The organism is Streptomyces violens (genome assembly GCF_000717745.1).
Taxonomy (GTDB): Bacteria; Actinomycetota; Actinomycetes; order Streptomycetales; family Streptomycetaceae; genus Streptomyces; species Streptomyces violens.
Map to the genome: position 1 here is coordinate 47,337 of NZ_JOBH01000017.1, position 17,671 is coordinate 65,007.

Genomic DNA, 17,671 nt, shown 5'->3' on the forward strand with positions numbered 1-17,671 from the left:
CCTGTCGTTGATCCGTTGCTGCTGCCTGACTCATGCGGTGCCGGGGTGGCAGCACCCCCCACGGAACGGATCTCATCGAGCCCGCTTCGGGTCGAAAGCGTCCCGGACCGAGTCCCCGAGCAGGTTGAAGGCGACGATGAAGATGACCATCGCCAGGCCGGGGAAGAAGAGGTACGTGATGTCGTTGCGGTAGTAGTCGGCGGCGTTGGCGAACATCCGGCCCCAGTCCGGGGTGGGTTCGACGAAGCCGACGCCCAGAAAGGACAGGCCCGCGATGGACGTCACGAAGTTCGGGAGCATGTAGGTCGTCTGGACCAGGATCGGCGTCACCACGTTCGGCAGCAGTTCGCGCCGGACGATGCGGGCCGGGGAGGCGCCGGAGACCTTCGCGGCCTCGATGTACTCCCGTTCCCGCAGCGAGAGGACCTGCCCGCGGAGCAGCCGCGCCAGGCTCATCCAGCCCAGGAACCACATCACCAGGATCAGGATGGTCGCGCGCAGCCAGGTCGGCATGGCGTCCTCGGGGGCCACGAAGATGGCGCCCACGACGGGGACGAAGGCGACGAAGAAGAGCTGGTTCGGGAAGGCCATCAGCAGGTCGATGACCCGGCCGATGAAGTAGTCGATCTTGCCGCCGAAGTAGCCGGCCGCCACACCGAGCACGATGGCGGTGAGCACCGAGGCGATGGTGATCGCGACCGCGGTGTACAGCGTGGTGCGGATGCCGTAGACGAGCTGCATGAACACGTCGCGGCCCAGGGTCGGTTCGATGCCGAACCAGAACTCGCTCGAGATGCCGCCATTGGGCTGGGTCGGGTAACCGTTCGTCAGTAGGCCCGGTGTGAGCATGCCGTACCGCGTGTAGGGGTCCTTGCCGTACAGCTTGGAGATGACCGGGGCCAGCAGGCCGACGGCGAAGAAGAACAGCACGACGTAGGCGCTGATCACTCCGATGCGGTCACGCCGGAAGCGGGCCCACATCAATTGGCCGGGCGAACGGCCGACCAATTCGCCGCCCTTGCGGTCCTTTCCCTTGCTCAGCCCGTCGGGTCCAAGTCCTGGGGTGTCGGTCTTGGAAACCGCGGTCTGGGATGGACTAGTCATCGCGAAGTGCCCCCGCGCCGAGTTCTCTTGGAACATGAAGCGGCACAGAGTTGCACCGCTGGTTGAGCGGACTTTCGCAAGTGATTTACGGCGGAGTCAAGAGTCTGCGGACGGACCGTAGCCAGCTTGTTCGCTTCTTGAGCGAAGATTGCGCAGATTGACGCCACGGCGTGCTTGACAGTTACCGGAGGTGTACGGCATGCGAGACATTTCGTCCCCAACATCCTTAACAAGAAGGACACTTGGCTGTCGCAGCACCGATATACGAACGCGCCATCCTCGACAGCGTACGGCCGTGCGGGTGCCGTGGACCGGCCGGGGAGGCCAACAGCCTCCCCGGCCGGTCGCTTTTCGCCCGTTCTCCCGTACTCAGGAGAGGCCGAGGCTCCGCTTGAGGAATGCGACTTGCAGCAGGAGCAGATTTTCGGCCACTTGTTCCTGTGGCGTCATATGGGTCACCCCGGACAACGGGAGTACTTCGTGCGGCCGGCCCGCCGCGAGCAGTGCCGAGGAGAACCGCAGCGAATGGGCCACGACCACATTGTCGTCAGCCAGCCCGTGAATGATCATCATTGGCCGGTGCTGATCGGCCGCTTCGACCAGGCCCGCGTCCGTGACCAGGGAATTCCTCACATAGGAATCCGGATCTTCGTCCGGGTGACCCATGTACCGCTCGGTGTAGTGCGTGTCGTACAGCCGCTGATCCGTGACGGGCGCGCCCACCACCGCCGCGTGGAAGACGTCCGGGCGGCGCAGCGCGGCGAGCCCCGCGAGGTACCCGCCGAACGACCAGCCGCGGATGGCCACCCGCTCCAGATCCAGCGGAAAACGCTCCGCCAGCGCGTGCAGCGCGTCGACCTGGTCCTCCAGCACCACCTCCGCGACCCGCCGCGAAATCGCCTTCTCCCAGGCGGGGGAGCGGCCCGGCGTGCCCCGGCCGTCGGCGACCACCACGGCGAACCCCTGGTCGGCGAACCACTGCGAGGTGAGGAAGACGTTGTGCGCCGCCAGTACGCGCTGCGCGTGCGGCCCGCCGTACGGGTCCAGCAGCACCGGCAGCGGCCCGTCCCCCTCCTCGTAACCGGTCGGCAGCAGCACCGCGCACGGGATGTCCCGCTCGCCCGCCGTCACGAACCGCGGCCGGGCGGTGAGCACCGGTGTCTCGGCGTACGAGGGGATCTCCGCGAGCCGGGTCTCCTTGCCGTCGGCGCTCAGCCGCAGGACCTCCACCTGCGCCCCGGGCCGCTCCGCGCACATGTGCGACACGACCGCCACCTCGCCCACACGCACCGCGGAGGAGTACGAGGCGTACGGGCGCTCCGTCACCCGCTCCCAGCCGCCCTGGTCGCCGCTGCCGCGGTACCAGGCCCGGTAGACCCCCACGTCGTGCAGGTCCTCGCTGCTCGCTGAAAACAGGACATCTTCCTGGCCGATATCGAGCACCCCGCGCACGTGCAGCGGCGCGGACGTCAGCGGCCGGTCCCCCACGAAGAGTTTGCGCGCGCCGCCCTCGTCGGCGATCCGCACCAGCCGCCGGTCCGGCGTCCAGGCGGGCACGCCCGGATACGGCTCGACCCACACCGGGTCCTCGTCGGCGTGCACCAGGCGCGTCGCGCCGGTCTCGGTGTCGACCGCCAGATAGCGCTGGGAGCGCTGGTCGCGGGACTGCACCAGGAGCAGCGGCGGGCCGGCGGAGGACCAGTGGACCCGGGCCAGATACGGGTAGCGCTCGCGGTCCCAGACGACGTCCGTGCGCTCCCCGCCCAGACCCAGCAGGGCCAGCGTGACCTCGGCGTTGGGGGTGCCGGCCGCCGGATAGGCCACCTCGGCGGGCGCCTTGTCCGGGTGCGCGGGGTCGGCGATCCACCAGTGCCGTACGGGGGAGTCGTCGACCCGCGCGGCCAGCAGCCGGTCGCTCTCCGGCGACCACCAGAAGCCGCGGTACCGGCTCATCTCCTCGGCCGCGATGAACTCCGCGAGACCCCAGGCGACGTTCGGTCCGTCCGGCGCCGCCAGCGCACGGTCGCCGTCCCGTGCGCCGTCACCGTCGGCCGTGCCGCCGCCCGCTACGGGCACGACCCGCAGTGCGCCCTCCGCGACGTACGCGACGTACCGGCCGTCGGGGGACGGGCGCGGGTCCACCACCGGGCCGGGAACGGGCAGTTCGCGGCAGGTGCCGGCCCGCAGCTCGGAGACGAACAGCCGTCCGGAGAGCGGGAAGGCGGCCAGTTCCACGGCCGCGTCGGTGGCGTAGCCGACCACGCCCGCCGAGCCCTCACGGGCCCGCTCGCGCCGCGCCTTCTCCTGCGGCGACAGTTCCTCGTCGGTGCCGCCCAGCAGCGCCGCCGGGTCGGCGGCGGGGTACTCGCGCCCGGCGTCAAGGTCATGGACCCACAACAGATTCGCCCGATCGGTGCCGGATCGGGAACGGAGGAAGACGACGCGCGTACCATCCGGCGAGATGCTGAAGCCGCGCGGCACGCCCAGGCTGAAGCGCTGGGTGCGCGCGTGCTGCCGGGGAAATGAGAGCTGTCCGGTCATGGGCCGAGCGTAAGGGCCACGGGGCTCACCGTGGCCGCTCTCGTGAAGATCGTGTGCGCCCCCACTCTGCTCCCGTGCACCGGCATATGCGTGCGTGCCGATAGTTATGATCGCTGGGGCGTGTGGGTATGGAGCCATTGGCCAAAGGGCCGGGGCCGTACCTGCCCAATCCCGTTCCGTCCGTGCGTACTTGGAGGTGACCGCCGTGGCACTCTCGATTTCGGCGGTGGTGCTGCTGGCGATCATCGTCTTCCTGCTGGTGAAGAAGTCAGGCTTGAAGGCGGGCCACGCAGTCGTGTGCATCTTGCTGGGCTTCTACATCGCGAGCTCGACGATCGCGCCGACCATCAGAGAGCTGACGACCAACATCGCGGGAATGATCGGGGGCATCAAGTTCTGAGCCGGTCGCTGCCGCCTCGGCGGCCGTGACGTGCGCCACCGAGCCCGACCGGGTGGATCACCCGGTCGGGTTCCCCGTGCCGCACGTACGGCTCGTACGCTGTCCCCATGTCCGACCTTCCCGCCCGCCGTCTGCTGCTGGTGCACGCGCACCCGGACGACGAGTCGATCAACAACGGCGCCACCATGGCCAAATACGCGGCCGAGGGCGCCCTCGTCACGCTGGTGACCTGCACTCTCGGCGAGGAGGGCGAGGTCATCCCGCCGCACCTCGCGCATCTGGCCGCCGACAAGGACGACGTGCTCGGCCCGTACCGCAGCGGCGAACTGGCCGCAGCCATGGCCGAGCTGGGCGTCACCGACCACCGCCTGCTCGGCGCCCCGGGCCGCTACCGCGACTCCGGGATGATGGGCGCGCCCCAGAACGACCGCCCGGACGCCTTCTGGCAGGCCGACCTGGACACCGCCGCCGGCGACCTGGTCGCGGTGGTCCGCGAGGTGCGCCCGCAGGTCCTGGTCACCTACGACCCGGACGGCGGCTACGGCCACCCCGACCACATCCAGGCCCACCGGGTCGCGATGCGCGCCGCCGACCTGGCCGCCGACCCCGCCTTCCGGCCGGAGCTCGGCGCGGCCCACGTGATCGAGAAGGTCTACTGGAACTGCAACCCGCGCTCCGTCGTCGAGGAGGGCTTCGAGCGGCTGCACGCGGCCGGCCTGTCCTTCCCCGGCGTCGCCGCCGTGGACGACGTCCCCGGAGTCGTGCCGGACGACCAGGTCACCGCCTCGATCGCGGCCGCGCCCGAGCACGGCGCGGCCAAGGCCGCCGCGATGCGCGCGCACGTCACCCAGATCGCCGTGGACGGCCCCTTCTTCGCGCTCTCCAACGATCTCGGCCAGCCGCTGCTGGGCGACGAGCACTACCGCCTCGTGCGCGGCACGTCCGGCGCGCGGGACGGTGCGCGCGAGGACGACCTCTTCGCGGGCGTACGGACGCAGGACGGGCCGGACACGGCCGCGGACACGAGGGAGACGGCGCGATGAGCGGCAACGACGGGTCGGACAAGCGCAGCCGGGCGGCCGGCGGCGGCGCCGGGGCCGCCGAGGCCAAGGCGCCGCGGCAGCAGGAGACGCCGCCCGGCGGCGTGCTGAAGGCCGGGCTGTACGCGCTCCTGGTCGTCCTCGGCGTGCTGGTCGCGGTGGCCGGGGCGCTGGTCCAGGGGGCGTGGTTCCCCGGCGGCCTGCTGCTCGCGCTGGCGGGCGCCGCGGCGCTGTTCACCGGGGGCGCGCGGGCGGCCGTCTCGGTCGTCGGGGCGCTGGTCCCGGCCGCCGCCTGGCTGGTGACGGTGATCGCGCTCAGCGCGACGCGCGCCGAGGGCGACTTCGTCTTCGGCGCCGGGCTGGGTGCCTACGCCTTCCTGCTGGGCGGCATCGCCGTCGCTGTGATCTGTACCACGACGTCCATGGGGCGCCCGGCGCACCTGGGTGCGGTACGACGTGGCATGTGACGGGCCGTCCGAGGCCCTTGTTCGGCGGCGCGGGCAGGCGTCCGTACGGGGAGCGTTCCTCCGCACCCCGGATCCCCGCCCGCGCCGGACAGTATGGTGGTGCGCGCCGCCGAGCCGCCCAAGCACGTCGATGACGAGCGGCGGAGCCAACCGGGAGATCCTGCTTTGAGTCGTGAATCTGACAGTTCGTCCTCCGGGCCCCAGGGGCGCGGCGCTGCCGCCTACCCCTCGGGAACCCCGCCGTACGGAACCCGCCAGGGCGACGCCGACGAGGCGGTAGCGGCGCGGCCGGAGGAGCCCAGGACCGAGACCACGCTGACCACCCGCATCAAGATCAACATTCCGGGATCGCGGCCGATCCCGCCGGTCGTGGTGCGCAAGCCGGTCGGCGAGGACGCCGCTGCGAACGGCGCCGACGGGGCCGGTGGCGGCCGCGGCGGCGCCGGCGCCGGCCGGACCGCGGAGCGCACCGGCAGCACGCCGCGGCCCCGGCCGCAGGCCGCGCCGCCCGCGCCCGCCGCGTCCGCCGAGAACGCGCCCGAGGACCGGAAGGAGCCCGCGGCCCCGACCAGCACCAGTGACTGGTTCGCGCCGCGCCGGCCCAAGCGCCCGGCGCCCGGCCAGGCCCCCGCGGCGCAGGGCGGCACCCCGCCCGCCGGTGGCCAGGGCTCCGGCAGCGGGCAGTTCCCGCAGCGCCCGGCCGGCGGCGGCCGCCCCGGTCAGTCCGGGCCCGGTCAGTCCGCGCCCGGCCAGGACTCCGTCCTGCCGTACTTCTCCGACGGCCCGGCCGCGCCCGGTGGCGGCGGCCCCGCGGGCCCCGGAGGCACCGCGCCCGGCACGCCCGGCCCGGCGGGGCCGACGACCGGACCCGCCAGCGGCGACCTCTCCTTCCCGGGAGCCGGTCCCGCGGACGGCGGCGGCCGGCCGCGCTCCGGGCTGGAGGCGCTGGCCGCGGGCGAGACGCTGCCGCCCTCCGCGCCCGCGAGCGGGCGGCGCGGCGCGCGCTCCGGCTCCGACGACTGGCCGGGCGACGACCGGCCGGGCGACGACTGGCCCGGCGGCGCGCTCAACGGAGGCGGGCTCACCGGGGGCGCCACCCCGCCGCCCCTGAGCGACGACACCGCCGAGCTGACCCCGCAGCCGGGGCAGCGCCCGGGCGCCGTGGGCCCGGTCACCGGCACGGACGACCGCACCTCCAGCGACACGCTCGTCAGCGGCATCCCCACGGTGTCCGCCGACAGCGCGCCGCCGGCTCCGAAGCGCGGGGACCGTCCGGGTCCCTCCGACGCTTCCACGGCGCCGAAGCCCCCGCAGCGCGCGAAGATCCCCGAGCCGATCAACCCGCGCAAGAAGGGCCGTAACAAGCTCGTCCTCGCGTTCGGCGGCATCGTCGTGCTCGCGGGCGTCGCCTACGGAGCCGGGCTGCTGCTGGACCACTCCGACGTGCCCGGTGGCACCACCGCGCTCGGCGTGGACATCGGCGGCACGACGAAGGAACAGGCCGTCGAGAAGCTCGACGCGGCGCTGAAGGACACCAGGACCGCGCCGCTGAAGCTGACCGTCGACGGGCAGCCGCAGACCCTGCTGCCCGCCAAGGCGGGCCTGGACATCGACACCCAGGCCACGGTGCGGGGCGCGGCGGGCCGCGACTACAACCCGGTCTCGGTCATCGGCTCGCTCTTCGGCGGTGCCCGTACGGCCGAGCCCTCGATGATCATCGACGACGAGAAGCTGGACATCGCGCTGAAGGCGGTGGCGGGCGAGCAGGGCGCGGCCAAGGACGGCGGCATAGTGTTCACCGCCGGCAAGGCCGTCCCGCACTACGGCAAGCCGTACAAGTCGATCGACGTCGCGGCCGCCAAGCAGGAGGTCACCAAGGCGTACCAGGAGCGGCTCGCCGGTACCGAGGGGCAGCCCGTCGCCCTGAAGACCAGCATGCAGCGGCCGACGGTCCCGGACTCCGAGGTGAACCGCGCCCTGAAGGACTTCGCCAGGCCGGCGATGTCCGGGCTGATCACGGTGCGGACGGACGCGGAGCACACGGTGTCCTTCAGCCCCGAGAAGTCGATCCCGAAGTTCCTCTCCATGAAGCCCGTCAACGGCAAGCTCGTGGAGTACTACGACCGGCCGGCCCTGAAGTCGCTCTACGGCGACACCTTCAAGGGCGTCCTGGTCACCAAGGGCGACGGCTCGAAGAAGCCGGTCAGCGTCGAGGAGGTCGCGAGCGCCGTCAGCCAGGCGCTGCGCGGCACCACCCCGGCCCAGCGGGTCGTCACCATCCCGACGAACCCCAGCTGACCCGCGGCGACGACGCGAAGGCCCCCACGGCACGCCCGTGGGGGCCTTCCCGTACTGCCCGCGAATTCCCCTGTACGACGGGACCTTCGCCCCTGTGGGGGCGGCGAGCGGCGGGCGCATGCTGGACAGTGCTATGCCTTTCACGCGTCTGAAGCACTCCGGCCGCCGGAGAGCACTGCTCCTGATCGTCGTGCTGGTCCTGCTCGCACTGGCGGACTGGGCCACGGGTCCGCAGGTGCGCATCATCTCCTTCGCCGGCGTCGTGCCCATGTTCGCCGCGCTGCGCTGCTCCGCCCGCTGGACCGCCGCGGTGACGGCCACGTTCGTCGCCGCGAGCGCCTGGATCTACTCGCTCAACTTCGTGGACTGGACCCTGTCCGGCTCCCTCGTGGGGATCTTCGGCACCCTCGTGGTCGCCGTCTTCGCCCTGGGGCTGTGCCACAACCGGCGGCGGCGCGACGAGGTGTACTCCCGTACCCGGCTGGTCGCCGACGAGGTGCAGCGGGCCATGCTGCACGAGCTGCCGCTGCGCGCCGGACGGTACGGCGTCGCCGGCTTCTACGTCTCCGCGCTGGAGGGCGCCCGGGTCGGCGGCGACATCTACGAGGCGGTCGAGACGCCGTACGGCACCCGGCTGGTCATCGGCGACGTGCAGGGGAAGGGCATGCCGGCGATCGGCGCGGGCCACGAGGCGCTGGCGTCCTTCCGCGAGGCCGCGCACTACGAACCGACGCTGGAGGGGGTCGCCGAGCGCATGGAGGCGTCCCTGAAGCGGCACAACGCGCGTGCGGTCGCGCAGGGCGGCAAGGAGCGCTTCGTGACGGCGCTGCTCATGGAGGTCGGCCCCGAGGGCCGCGGCCGCTCGCTGTCCTGCGGGCACATCCCGTACTACGTCGTCCGCGGCGACTCCGTCACCGAGCGCGGCGAGGGCAACTGGCTGCCGCTCGGCCTGGGCGACCTGACCGGTGAGCGGCGCCGGGCCTTCGACGCACGGCCGCTGGACGAGGACTGGGCCGTGCTGTGCACCGACGGCGTGACCGAGGCCCGCGGCCCGGACGGCACGTTCTACCCGCTGCGCGAGCGGCTGGCCGGCTGGACCGGCCTCGGCCCGGCCGAGCTGGCCGCGGCCCTCCGCGCCGACCTGGAGGACTTCACGGACGGGGCCCTACGGGACGACGCGACGGTACTGGTCGTCCGGCGCAGCCCGGACAGCGCCCCGCTGCGGCCGGCGGCGGACGGCCCGGAGCTCGGCCGCGCACATGGCTGTACGGCCGCCCCGGCCCGCTCCCTCCGCTGACCGCTCTCAGTTCAGCATCGCCCGGGCCGCCGACGCCTGCCGGCGGACCGTTTCGGCGGCCGCCGGGTCCACCGCCTCCACCACCGTCGCGTACTCCTCCAGCTCCGCCGCGCCGCGCACGAAGTCGCCCCGCTCCACCAGCACCTTGGCGTGCTCGTGCCGCAGCCGCGCCGGATGGCTCGGCAGCAGCAGCGACAGCTCGATCGCCCACAGCCGTACGTCGCTGCGCTCGGGGCGGGCCGCCGCCCAGGCCCTGATGTTGTTCAGGACGCGCAGGACGGTCTCCAGGGGATCGGCGGGCGCCAGCATCTGCGGCGTCAGCGGCTCGCCGGTCGCGCCCGCGACCAGCAGTCCGGCGTCCTCGTCGGTCAGGATCCGCCCGCCGTCGAACGGGTCCACCAGCACATGCGCGCCGTACGGGTCGCCGAACCCGACGACGTAGTGCCCGGGCAGCGCCACGCCGTACACCGGCGCCCCCGCCCGCCGCGCGACCTCCGTCCACACCACGGACAGCAGGATCGGCAGCCCGCGGCGGCGCCGCAGCACCTCGTGGAGCAGCGAGGACTCCAGCCGCTGGTAGTCGGCGGGCAGGCCGTGGAAGCCGCAGCGGTGGCCGAGCAGCTCGGCGACGTTACGGGCCCAGGCGCGCGGGCCGCCGGCTGGACGGTACGGGAGCAGGCCCGCCAGCCGGTCCAGCTCGATCTGTGCGGCGTCCAGGGCGTGCTCGTCCAGCCCCGGGTCGGCCTCCGCGGCCAGCAGCAGGCACAGCAGTGACAGGTCGGGGCGCTGCTCGCGCGCGGCCGCGGCGAACCGTTCCCGCCGTGCGGCGGCGTCGCGTCCGGGCTCGGGCTCGGGGTGCATGTCAGGTCCGTACCCGTTCAGCGGGGGCCGTCCTGCGGGGCGCGCCGGTAGTGGTAGTGGTGATGATCGGTGAAGCCGAGGCCGTCGTACAGCGCCCGGGCCCCGGCATTGTCCGCCTCGACCTGCAGATACGCCGCCGATGCGCCCTCCTGGAGCGCCCGCTCGGCGAGCGCGGCCATCACCAGCGTGGCCAGCCCCTGCCGGCGGTGCGCCGGGGCGACCTCCACGGCGGCGAAGCCCGCCCAGCGGCCGTCGACGACGACCCGCCCGATGGCGGCGGGCCCGTCCTCGCCCGGCACCGTCGCGAACCACACCGAAGGCCCGCCGGTCAGCACCTTCACCGCCTCGGGCGGCGCGTCGGCGCTCCGGTTGTACATCGAGATCCAGCCCTCGTCCGGCTCCCGGGACAGCCGTACCCGGCCGGTGTCCGCGTCGGTGTCGGCCAGCGGGGCGAGCGCTCCGACGCGCACGATCGTGTGCCGTTCGGCCGTCCAGCCGCGCCGCTCCAGCTCGGCGGCGAGCAGCTCGTCACTGCCGGCCGCGCCGGTGGACACGACGACGTACGGGGGCAGGCCGCGGGCTGCGTACCAGGCGCGGACGCGGTCCAGCGCGGCGTCCAGCGGGACGCCGGGGTCGCCGACCGGCAGCGCGGAATTCGCCCGCTTGGTGAACCCGGCGGCAGCTCTGAGCGTCCACTCCCCGAGTCGCTCCGTCTCGACAGCCGGCCAGCCGCGCGCGGCGACCTCCGTGAGCTCCCGCGCGCTCGTCGCGGGGCCTCTCCGGCGGGCCGGTGCGGCGGGGACCACCTTGCCCGCGACCAGCGTGCTCTCCATGATCCGAACCTCCTCACCGGTCCGCCGTGTGATGCTCAGCACACCATCGTCCCACGATGTGAGAACGCCGACCGTGTCGGTGAATCGCTCCGTGGACGTGCCGGGCTCGGCGAGCCTGCGTACCGATACCCTTTTCCCCACGTCAGCAGGGGTGATGGCGACCTCCAGTCGTCCGCCCGTGGTGAATTCCACAGCTGTGCCCGCCCCTCTTGTTCGTCTCGTGCCCGGGACCGGAGATACTAGGTGCGGGCATCGACGACGCCGCGCTCCCGCGCGCCCTGAGGCGGCCGCCCCAAAGACGGTCCGCCGGCCCTAACGAGGAGGAACGACAGCGTGACCTACGTCATCGCGCAGCCTTGTGTCGACGTCAAGGACAAGGCGTGCATCGAGGAGTGCCCGGTCGACTGCATCTACGAGGGCTCCCGGTCCTTGTACATCCACCCGGACGAATGCGTCGACTGTGGCGCCTGTGAGCCGGTCTGCCCGGTCGAGGCCATCTTCTACGAGGATGACACCCCGGAGGAGTGGAAGGACTACTACAAGGCGAACGTCGAGTTCTTCGACGAGCTGGGTTCGCCCGGTGGTGCGTCGAAGCTGGGCCTGATCGAGAAGGACCACCCCTTCATCGCCGCGCTGCCGCCGCAGAACCAGTAACGGCAGGCCACAGCGCCGCTCCGGTCCCGTACGGCCTGTACCGCCGTACGGGACCGAGCCGTTCCCCGACACGTACGAAAGAAGAGCAACGTGGGCGCAGTATCCGCACGCCTCCCCGTCTTTCCCTGGGACCGGCTGGAGCCCTACAAGGCGACGGCCGCCGCGCATGCCGACGGCATCGTGGACCTGTCCGTGGGGACCCCGGTCGACCCGGTGCCGCCGCTGATCCAGAAGGCGCTCGCCGACGCCTCGGACAGCCCGGGCTATCCGACCGTGTGGGGCACGCCGGCGCTGCGGGACGCGCTCACCGGCTGGGCGGGCCGCCGCCTCGGCGCCACGGGCCTGGAGCACGCCAACGTCCTGCCGGTCGTCGGCTCCAAGGAGCTGGTGGCCTGGCTGCCCACCCAGCTCGGCCTGGGCGCCGGTGACAAGGTCGCCTACCCGCGCCTGGCGTACCCGACGTACGAGGTCGGCGCGCGGCTCGCGGGCGCCGAGCCGGTCGTCTACGACGACCCCACGGAGCTGGACCCCACCGGCCTGAAGCTGCTCTGGCTGAACTCCCCGTCCAACCCCACCGGACGCGTGCTGAGCGCCGACGAGCTGCGCCGCACGGTCGCCTGGGCCCGCGAGCACGGCGTACTGATCTTCAGCGACGAGTGCTACCTGGAGCTGGGGTGGGAGGCCGACCCGGTCTCCGTGCTGCACCCGGAGGTCAACGGCGGTTCGTACGACGGCCTCGTCGCCGTGCACTCGCTCTCCAAGCGCTCCAACCTCGCGGGCTACCGCGCGGCCTTCCTGGCCGGCGACGCCGCGGTCCTCGGTGAGCTGCTGCAGATCCGCAAGCACGGCGGCATGATGGTCGCGGCGCCCGTGCAGGCCGCCACGGTCGCGGCGCTGGGCGACACCGAGCACGTCGCCGAGCAGCGCGAGCGCTATGCCCGCCGCCGTACCGCGCTGCGCGCCGCCTTCGAGGCCGCGGGCTTCCGCATCGAGCACAGCGAGGCGTCGCTGTACCTCTGGGCGACTCGCGACGAGCCCTGCTGGGACACCGTCGGCGACCTCTCCAAGCGCGGCATCCTCGTCGCGCCGGGCGACTTCTACGGCCCGGCGGGGGAGCGGTTCGTGCGGATCGCGTTCACGGCCACTGACGAGCGGGTGGACGCGGCGGTCCGCCGGCTCGCCGAGTAGCGACATCGTCCTTACGCGCGAGAGGGCCCCGGGAGCAGCTGCTCCCGGGGCCCTCTCGCGTCCGGCGGGGGTATCAGCCGCCCAGGCCGCCCAGACCGCCGAGCAGGCTCCCGACCGGCAGGCCGCCCAGGCTGTCGGTCGGCAGGCCCTTGGTCACCGGCAGCTGCCCGAGCAGCTCGCCCGCGGGGAGCTGCTCCGCGAGCGGCAGGCCCTTGGTGAGGTCGTCGGTGGGCAGCGACCGGGTGGTGTCGCCGACGGCGTCCTTGGTGCCCTTGACGTGACCGGTGGTCTTCTTGGTGGTGGGGCTGAGCTTGCGCAGCGTCTCGTTGCCGGTCCGGCCGGCCTCCGGGACTGCCTCCTTCACGACCTCACCGGCGACCGGCCCGGCCACGGCACTGGTGTTCTCCAGGGCGTTGCCGGCGGTCTCGGTGACGCTCGACGGGTCCACCTTGGTCAGTCCACCCAGGTCGGCGGCCTTGGGCAGGTCCACGGCGCTCGCGGAGCCGGCGGCGCCGACCACGGGAGCTGCGCCCGCTGCGACCAGCAGCGCGGCCCGGGCGATCCGACGCGTAAGGGGGAGGGACATGGTGCTCCTTTGACGGAGAGGGACTTGTTCTTCTGTGCAGACGTGCGGTGTCCGCCGGGCGGCGGCAGTCGACTGCCGGGCGGACGCAGTGAATACCGCGCCAGAGCCCCGAAGGTTGCGGTGCGCCCCGGTAAAGAATTGGTAACGCGTCGCATTATCTGCTTCGGATGAAAGTGGGCGAAATTCGTACGTCCGGCGGAGGTGAAAGAACGTCACGCCTCTGCTGTCCCAAGGGAGTTACGGGTCAGTGGCAGGGGTGAGGAAAGTGCCGGGAATTGTCGTCCTGGATTGACGCCATTCCCACTGCCGAGGGAATACCCGGACTACTGCGCGGTGGTGATCCGAACATCTGTCGGCGCAGTGCCGCCGGAATCACCGGACACCTTCTGCCAGCCATTCCCGGAATCCGCCGCGGTCCACCGGCGATCGCCGTAAGAGATGCGTTCGATACGCAACTCCGACGCGTGCGCCACCGCCCAGGCCGCGAGCTGCCAGCCGCGCTGCCGCGCCGACGTGCCCGCGCCGTCCGTCACCGGCACCGTGAGCGTCCGGCCGGCCACCGCCCGGTCGGCCACGACGGCCCGCGGCAGCACCTCGGGCCCGAACTCCCGCACCAGCTTCTCGCGCACCTGCGCCGTGCCGCCCGGCGCGTCCTCGGCGGGCCGGCTCTCCGCGCAGCTCAGCGCCGCGGGCGCGCGCCCGGTCAGCGCGCCGGTCAGCAGCGCCGCGTTCGCCTCGTGCTTGGCGTACGCCTGCGGGAACCCGCTGCGCTGCACCTTCTGGGCCGCGACCGTCAGCGGCAGCCGGGAGTACCCGGGGACCTGCACGAGGTGCTTGTAGAACTCCCCGGCCGCGTAGACCGGGTCCATGATCTCCTCGGCCGTGCCCCAGTCCTGCGAGGGCCGCTGCTGGAAGAGGCCGACGGAGTCGCGGTCCCCGTACTCGATGTTGCGCAGCCCCGACTCCTGCATGGCCGTCGCGAGCGCGATCGTCACCGCGCGCTCCGGAAGCCCGCGCGAGGCACCCACTGCGGAGATCGTCGCGGCGTTCGCCGCCTGCTCCGGGGAGAGCTCGTACGGCTCGCCGCCGCCCTCCGGCTGCACCGTGCAGCGCGGCACACCGGGGCCGCCGGTCACGTACTGCACGAAGAGGTACGCAGCGAGCGCGAGGAGCACGGCAAAAGCCGCGAACACGCGTATGAGGCGCTTGCGGCGGACGGGAGCACGCTGGGGACGGCGAAGCACGGGCCATACGGTACTGGAGCGTTCCGGCGGCCCCCTGCGGACCTCCGGGAACGCACGGCCGCGCGCAACAGTGGCGCAACCGCGACGGGTAGGGTCGGGACCATGGAACGCCCCGCGCAGACCCCCGTACTCGATCTCTCGCTCGACGCCGCGCAGCTCACCGCGGCGCTGGTGGACGTCCCGTCCGTCAGCCGGGACGAGAAAGTCCTCGCGGACGCCGTCGAGACCGCTCTGCGCGCGCTCCCGCACCTCACCGTGGACCGCGACGGCGACACCATCGTGGCGCGCACGAACCTCGGCCGCGCCGAGCGGGTCGTGCTCGCCGGCCACCTCGACACCGTGCCGATCGCGGACAACGTGCCCTCCAGGCTCGACGAGAACGGCGTCCTGTGGGGCTGCGGCACCTCCGACATGAAGTCCGGCGTCGCCGTCCAGCTGCGCGTCGCCGCCACGGTGCCCGCGCCCAACCGCGACCTCACCTTCGTCTTCTACGAGGCCGAGGAGATCGCCGCCGAGCACAACGGCCTGAAGCGGATCGCCGAGCAGCACCCGGACTGGCTGGCGGGCGACTTCGCGGTCCTGCTGGAGCCGTCGAGCAACCAGGTCGAGGGCGGCTGCCAGGGCACTCTGCGGGTCCTGCTGCGCACCAAGGGCGAGCGGGCCCACTCCGCGCGCAGCTGGATGGGGTCCAACGCCATCCACGCCGCGGCCCCGATCCTGGAGCGGCTGGCCGCGTACGAGCCGCGCCGGGCCGTCATCGACGGCCTGGAGTACCGCGAGGGCCTGAACGCCGTGCGCATCGAGGGCGGCGTCGCGGGCAACGTCATCCCGGACGAGTGCACGGTCACGGTCAACTTCCGTTACGCGCCCGACCGCAGCGGCGAGGAGGCGCTCGCCCACGTGCGCGAGGTCTTCGCGGACTGCGACATCGTCGAGTGGATCATCGACGACCACTCGACCGCGGCGCTGCCCGGCCTCTCGCACCCCGCCGCCAAGGCGTTCATCGAGGCGGTCGGCGGCACCCCGATGCCCAAGTTCGGCTGGACGGACGTCTCCCGCTTCTCCGCGCTCGGCGTCCCGGCGGTCAACTACGGCCCGGGCAACGCCCTGTTGGCCCACAAGCGCGACGAGCACGTCGTCGCCGCCGACGTGATCCGCTGCGAGGAGCGGCTGCGGGCCTGGCTGGAGGGCTGAGCCCCGGCCCGGCGGGCACGGGAATGTGGTGACCGGGGTTCCGGTGATCTCGGGTGGTCTGCGCGGGTAGAGGTTCACCGGAGCGCTGCGCGGCGTCCGGGGCCACCGCCAGACCGAATTCCGCTGCTCGTCACCTTTGTGCACATACGCTTTACCGGCAACGATCTGTCTTCCGCCGCAGGCGGGAGACCCTGCGGAGGGAGCACACCATGGCCGATCCTGAGGCAGCCGAGCGCGAGACCATGGCAGCCGAGCGCGATCAGCAGCGACTCGGCCCGGTACTGCGCCGCCGCGACCAGGTGCGAGCGGGCACCACCGATCAGCGGCTGCTGGACTCCGAAGGTCCCTCCGAGTGGGTGCACACCGACCCCTGGCGCGTGATGCGCATCCAGTCGGAGTTCGTCGAGGGCTTCGGCGCGCTCGCCGAACTGGGCCCGGCGATCAGCGTCTTCGGCTCGGCCCGTACGCCCCGTGACTCGCCCGAGTACGAAGCGGGCGTCGGCCTGGGGCGGGCGCTGGTCGAGGCCGGCTTCTCGGTGATCACCGGCGGTGGTCCCGGTGCCATGGAGGCCGCCAACAAGGGCGCGAACGAGGCGGGCGGCACGTCCGTCGGGCTCGGCATCGAGCTGCCCTTCGAGCAGGGCATGAACGAGTACGTCAATCTCGGCGTGGACTTCCGGTACTTCTTCGTGCGCAAGACCTGCTTCGTGAAGTACGCGCGCGGATTCGTGGTCCTGCCCGGCGGCCTCGGCACGCTCGACGAGCTCTTCGAAGCGCTCACCCTCGTGCAGACCCGTAAGGTCACGCGCTTCCCCATCGTGCTCTTCGGCACCGAGTACTGGAGCGGCCTGGTGGACTGGCTGCGGGGCACCCTCATCGACCAGGGCAAGGCGTCCCTGCGCGACCTGGACCTCTTCCACCTCAGCGACGACGTGGACGAGGCGGTCGCGCTGGTCACGAAGGAAGTGGGGCCGGGCGGGCACTCCCGGTGAGCACGGCGCGGCCCCCGGAGGTCCGGGGGCCGCGGCCCGTCTCAGGCAGTCCGCGGCGCGTCTCAGGCCAGGCCGCGGCGGGTCGCCGCCGGGGCCCTGTGGCCCGCGATGGAGGCGACCATGTCCAGTACCTCCCGGGTCTCGGCGACCTCGTGGACGCGGTACACCTGGGCGCCCAGCCACGCCGAGACCGCGGTCGTGGCCAGGGTGCCCAGCACCCGCTCCTTGACCGGCTTGTCCAGCGTCTCGCCGACGAAGTCCTTGTTGGACAGCGAGACCAGCACGGGCCATCCGGTGTCCGTCATCTCGCCGAGCCGACGGGTCGCCTCCAGGCTGTGCCGGGTGTTCTTCCCGAAGTCGTGCCCCGGGTCGATCATGATCCCGTCGCGCCGTACGCCCAGCTCCACGGCGCGCTCCGCGAGCCCGAGGGTGACGTCCAGGATGTCGGCCATGACGTCCTTGTACGTGGTCCGGTGCGGCCGGGTACGCGGCTCGACGCCGCCCGCGTGCGTGCACACCAGGCCCGCGCCGTACCGGGCCGCGACCTCGGCGAGCTTCGGGTCCACGCCGCCCCAGGCGTCGTTGAGCAGGTCGGCCCCGGCCTCGCAGACCGCCTCGCCGACCTCGTGCCGCCAGGTGTCCACGCTGATCACCACGTCGGGGTGGCGCTTGCGGACCTCGGCCACGAAGCCGACCGTGCGCCGCGCCTCCTCCTCGGCGGTGACCTCCTCGCCCGGGCCGGCCTTGACCCCGCCGATGTCGATGATCGCCGCGCCCTCCGCGACCGCCTGCTCCACGCGGGCGAGCGCGGGCTCGTCCCGGAACGTGGCGCCCTGGTCGTAGAAGGAGTCCGGCGTACGGTTCACGATCGCCATGATCACCGGCTCGTGCGCGCCGAACTCGCGATTCCCCAGCCGCAGCATTTTCCCTACTCCCTCATGGTCGTCCGCCAGTGACCCTAACTGTCAGAGG

At 72.6% G+C, this 17,671-nt stretch carries 16 protein-coding genes; 9 read left to right on the top strand and 7 right to left on the bottom strand.

What is annotated here, in order from left to right:
- Nucleotides 1-72 precede the first annotated feature (72 nt).
- Nucleotides 73-1,104 carry an ABC transporter permease gene (locus IF04_RS0128430; protein WP_030264046.1) on the bottom strand — a complete coding sequence of 344 codons (1,032 nt, stop codon included), beginning with the start codon at nucleotides 1,102-1,104 and terminating at the stop codon, nucleotides 73-75.
- Nucleotides 1,105-1,473: 369 nt separating this feature from the next.
- Nucleotides 1,474-3,645 carry a S9 family peptidase gene (locus IF04_RS0128435; protein WP_030264049.1) on the bottom strand — a complete coding sequence of 724 codons (2,172 nt, stop codon included), beginning with the start codon at nucleotides 3,643-3,645 and terminating at the stop codon, nucleotides 1,474-1,476.
- A 205-nt stretch (nucleotides 3,646-3,850) separates the two neighbouring features.
- Between IF04_RS0128435 and IF04_RS0128440 the strand changes: the two genes are divergently transcribed.
- From IF04_RS0128440 to IF04_RS0128460, 5 genes are all read left to right on the top strand, one after another.
- Nucleotides 3,851-4,045 (top strand): hypothetical protein, encoded by a 195-nt coding sequence (locus IF04_RS0128440; RefSeq protein ID WP_030264052.1) that lies wholly within the window; start codon nucleotides 3,851-3,853, stop codon nucleotides 4,043-4,045.
- A 107-nt stretch (nucleotides 4,046-4,152) separates the two neighbouring features.
- Nucleotides 4,153-5,088, top strand: coding sequence for an N-acetyl-1-D-myo-inositol-2-amino-2-deoxy-alpha-D-glucopyranoside deacetylase (mshB, locus tag IF04_RS0128445; RefSeq protein ID WP_030264055.1), 936 nt, complete (start codon nucleotides 4,153-4,155; stop codon nucleotides 5,086-5,088).
- The gene (locus tag IF04_RS36125; protein ID WP_245654538.1) at nucleotides 5,085-5,552 is read left to right on the top strand and encodes a DUF6113 family protein; all 468 of its coding nucleotides are present in this window, start codon (nucleotides 5,085-5,087) and stop codon (nucleotides 5,550-5,552) included. The genes mshB and IF04_RS36125 overlap by 4 nt, the downstream gene beginning before the upstream one ends.
- A gap of 165 nt (nucleotides 5,553-5,717) precedes the next feature.
- The gene (locus tag IF04_RS0128455) at nucleotides 5,718-7,850 is read left to right on the top strand and encodes a hypothetical protein (protein WP_030264058.1); all 2,133 of its coding nucleotides are present in this window, start codon (nucleotides 5,718-5,720) and stop codon (nucleotides 7,848-7,850) included.
- Nucleotides 7,851-7,983: 133 nt separating this feature from the next.
- Nucleotides 7,984-9,147 carry a PP2C family protein-serine/threonine phosphatase gene (locus IF04_RS0128460; protein WP_063829538.1) on the top strand — a complete coding sequence of 388 codons (1,164 nt, stop codon included), beginning with the start codon at nucleotides 7,984-7,986 and terminating at the stop codon, nucleotides 9,145-9,147.
- A gap of 6 nt (nucleotides 9,148-9,153) precedes the next feature.
- On the opposite strand, the gene IF04_RS0128465 is transcribed toward IF04_RS0128460, so the two are convergent.
- Both IF04_RS0128465 and IF04_RS0128470 read right to left on the bottom strand, forming a co-directional pair.
- Entirely contained in the window at nucleotides 9,154-10,008 is an 855-nt protein-coding gene (locus tag IF04_RS0128465; protein WP_030264065.1) for a transglutaminase-like and tetratricopeptide repeat-containing protein, read from the bottom strand.
- A 17-nt stretch (nucleotides 10,009-10,025) separates the two neighbouring features.
- The gene (locus IF04_RS0128470; protein WP_030264068.1) at nucleotides 10,026-11,033 is read right to left on the bottom strand and encodes a GNAT family N-acetyltransferase; all 1,008 of its coding nucleotides are present in this window, start codon (nucleotides 11,031-11,033) and stop codon (nucleotides 10,026-10,028) included.
- 141 nt (nucleotides 11,034-11,174) lie between these two features.
- On the opposite strand from IF04_RS0128470, the gene fdxA reads away from it, so the two are divergent.
- Complete coding sequence (gene fdxA, locus IF04_RS0128475) at nucleotides 11,175-11,495, top strand: ferredoxin (RefSeq protein WP_030264070.1); 321 nt, start codon at nucleotides 11,175-11,177, stop codon at nucleotides 11,493-11,495.
- 90 nt (nucleotides 11,496-11,585) lie between these two features.
- A complete protein-coding gene (gene dapC / locus IF04_RS0128480; RefSeq protein WP_030264072.1) occupies nucleotides 11,586-12,683 on the top strand; it encodes a succinyldiaminopimelate transaminase in 1,098 nt (365 codons plus the stop codon).
- A 73-nt stretch (nucleotides 12,684-12,756) separates the two neighbouring features.
- Here the strand turns inward: dapC and IF04_RS0128485 are convergent, their stop codons facing one another.
- Entirely contained in the window at nucleotides 12,757-13,269 is a 513-nt protein-coding gene (locus tag IF04_RS0128485) for a hypothetical protein (protein WP_030264076.1), read from the bottom strand.
- Nucleotides 13,270-13,592: 323 nt separating this feature from the next.
- Nucleotides 13,593-14,513, bottom strand: a complete 921-nt coding sequence (locus IF04_RS0128490; protein WP_030264078.1) for a VldE C-terminal domain-containing protein — start codon at nucleotides 14,511-14,513, stop codon at nucleotides 13,593-13,595.
- A 102-nt stretch (nucleotides 14,514-14,615) separates the two neighbouring features.
- On the opposite strand from IF04_RS0128490, the gene dapE reads away from it, so the two are divergent.
- A complete protein-coding gene (dapE, locus tag IF04_RS0128495; protein ID WP_030264080.1) occupies nucleotides 14,616-15,707 on the top strand; it encodes a succinyl-diaminopimelate desuccinylase in 1,092 nt (363 codons plus the stop codon).
- A gap of 209 nt (nucleotides 15,708-15,916) precedes the next feature.
- Nucleotides 15,917-16,699, top strand: a complete 783-nt coding sequence (locus IF04_RS0128500) for an LOG family protein (protein WP_030264081.1) — start codon at nucleotides 15,917-15,919, stop codon at nucleotides 16,697-16,699.
- A 62-nt stretch (nucleotides 16,700-16,761) separates the two neighbouring features.
- Here the strand turns inward: IF04_RS0128500 and folP are convergent, their stop codons facing one another.
- The gene (gene folP / locus IF04_RS0128505; RefSeq protein ID WP_030264083.1) at nucleotides 16,762-17,622 is read right to left on the bottom strand and encodes a dihydropteroate synthase; all 861 of its coding nucleotides are present in this window, start codon (nucleotides 17,620-17,622) and stop codon (nucleotides 16,762-16,764) included.
- Nucleotides 17,623-17,671 lie beyond the last annotated feature (49 nt).

Coding starts and splice junctions, on each gene's coding strand:
- mshB (WP_030264055.1), top strand. CDS start 4,153: ATGTCCGACCTTCCCGCCCGCCGTCTGCTGCTGGTGCACGCGCACCCG.
- dapE (WP_030264080.1), top strand. CDS start 14,616: ATGGAACGCCCCGCGCAGACCCCCGTACTCGATCTCTCGCTCGACGCC.
- IF04_RS0128430 (WP_030264046.1), bottom strand. CDS start 1,104: ATGACTAGTCCATCCCAGACCGCGGTTTCCAAGACCGACACCCCAGGA.
- IF04_RS0128460 (WP_063829538.1), top strand. CDS start 7,984: ATGCCTTTCACGCGTCTGAAGCACTCCGGCCGCCGGAGAGCACTGCTC.
- IF04_RS0128465 (WP_030264065.1), bottom strand. CDS start 10,008: ATGCACCCCGAGCCCGAGCCCGGACGCGACGCCGCCGCACGGCGGGAA.
- IF04_RS0128500 (WP_030264081.1), top strand. CDS start 15,917: ATGGCCGATCCTGAGGCAGCCGAGCGCGAGACCATGGCAGCCGAGCGC.
- IF04_RS0128485 (WP_030264076.1), bottom strand. CDS start 13,269: ATGTCCCTCCCCCTTACGCGTCGGATCGCCCGGGCCGCGCTGCTGGTC.
- folP (WP_030264083.1), bottom strand. CDS start 17,622: ATGCTGCGGCTGGGGAATCGCGAGTTCGGCGCGCACGAGCCGGTGATC.
- IF04_RS36125 (WP_245654538.1), top strand. CDS start 5,085: ATGAGCGGCAACGACGGGTCGGACAAGCGCAGCCGGGCGGCCGGCGGC.
- IF04_RS0128435 (WP_030264049.1), bottom strand. CDS start 3,645: ATGACCGGACAGCTCTCATTTCCCCGGCAGCACGCGCGCACCCAGCGC.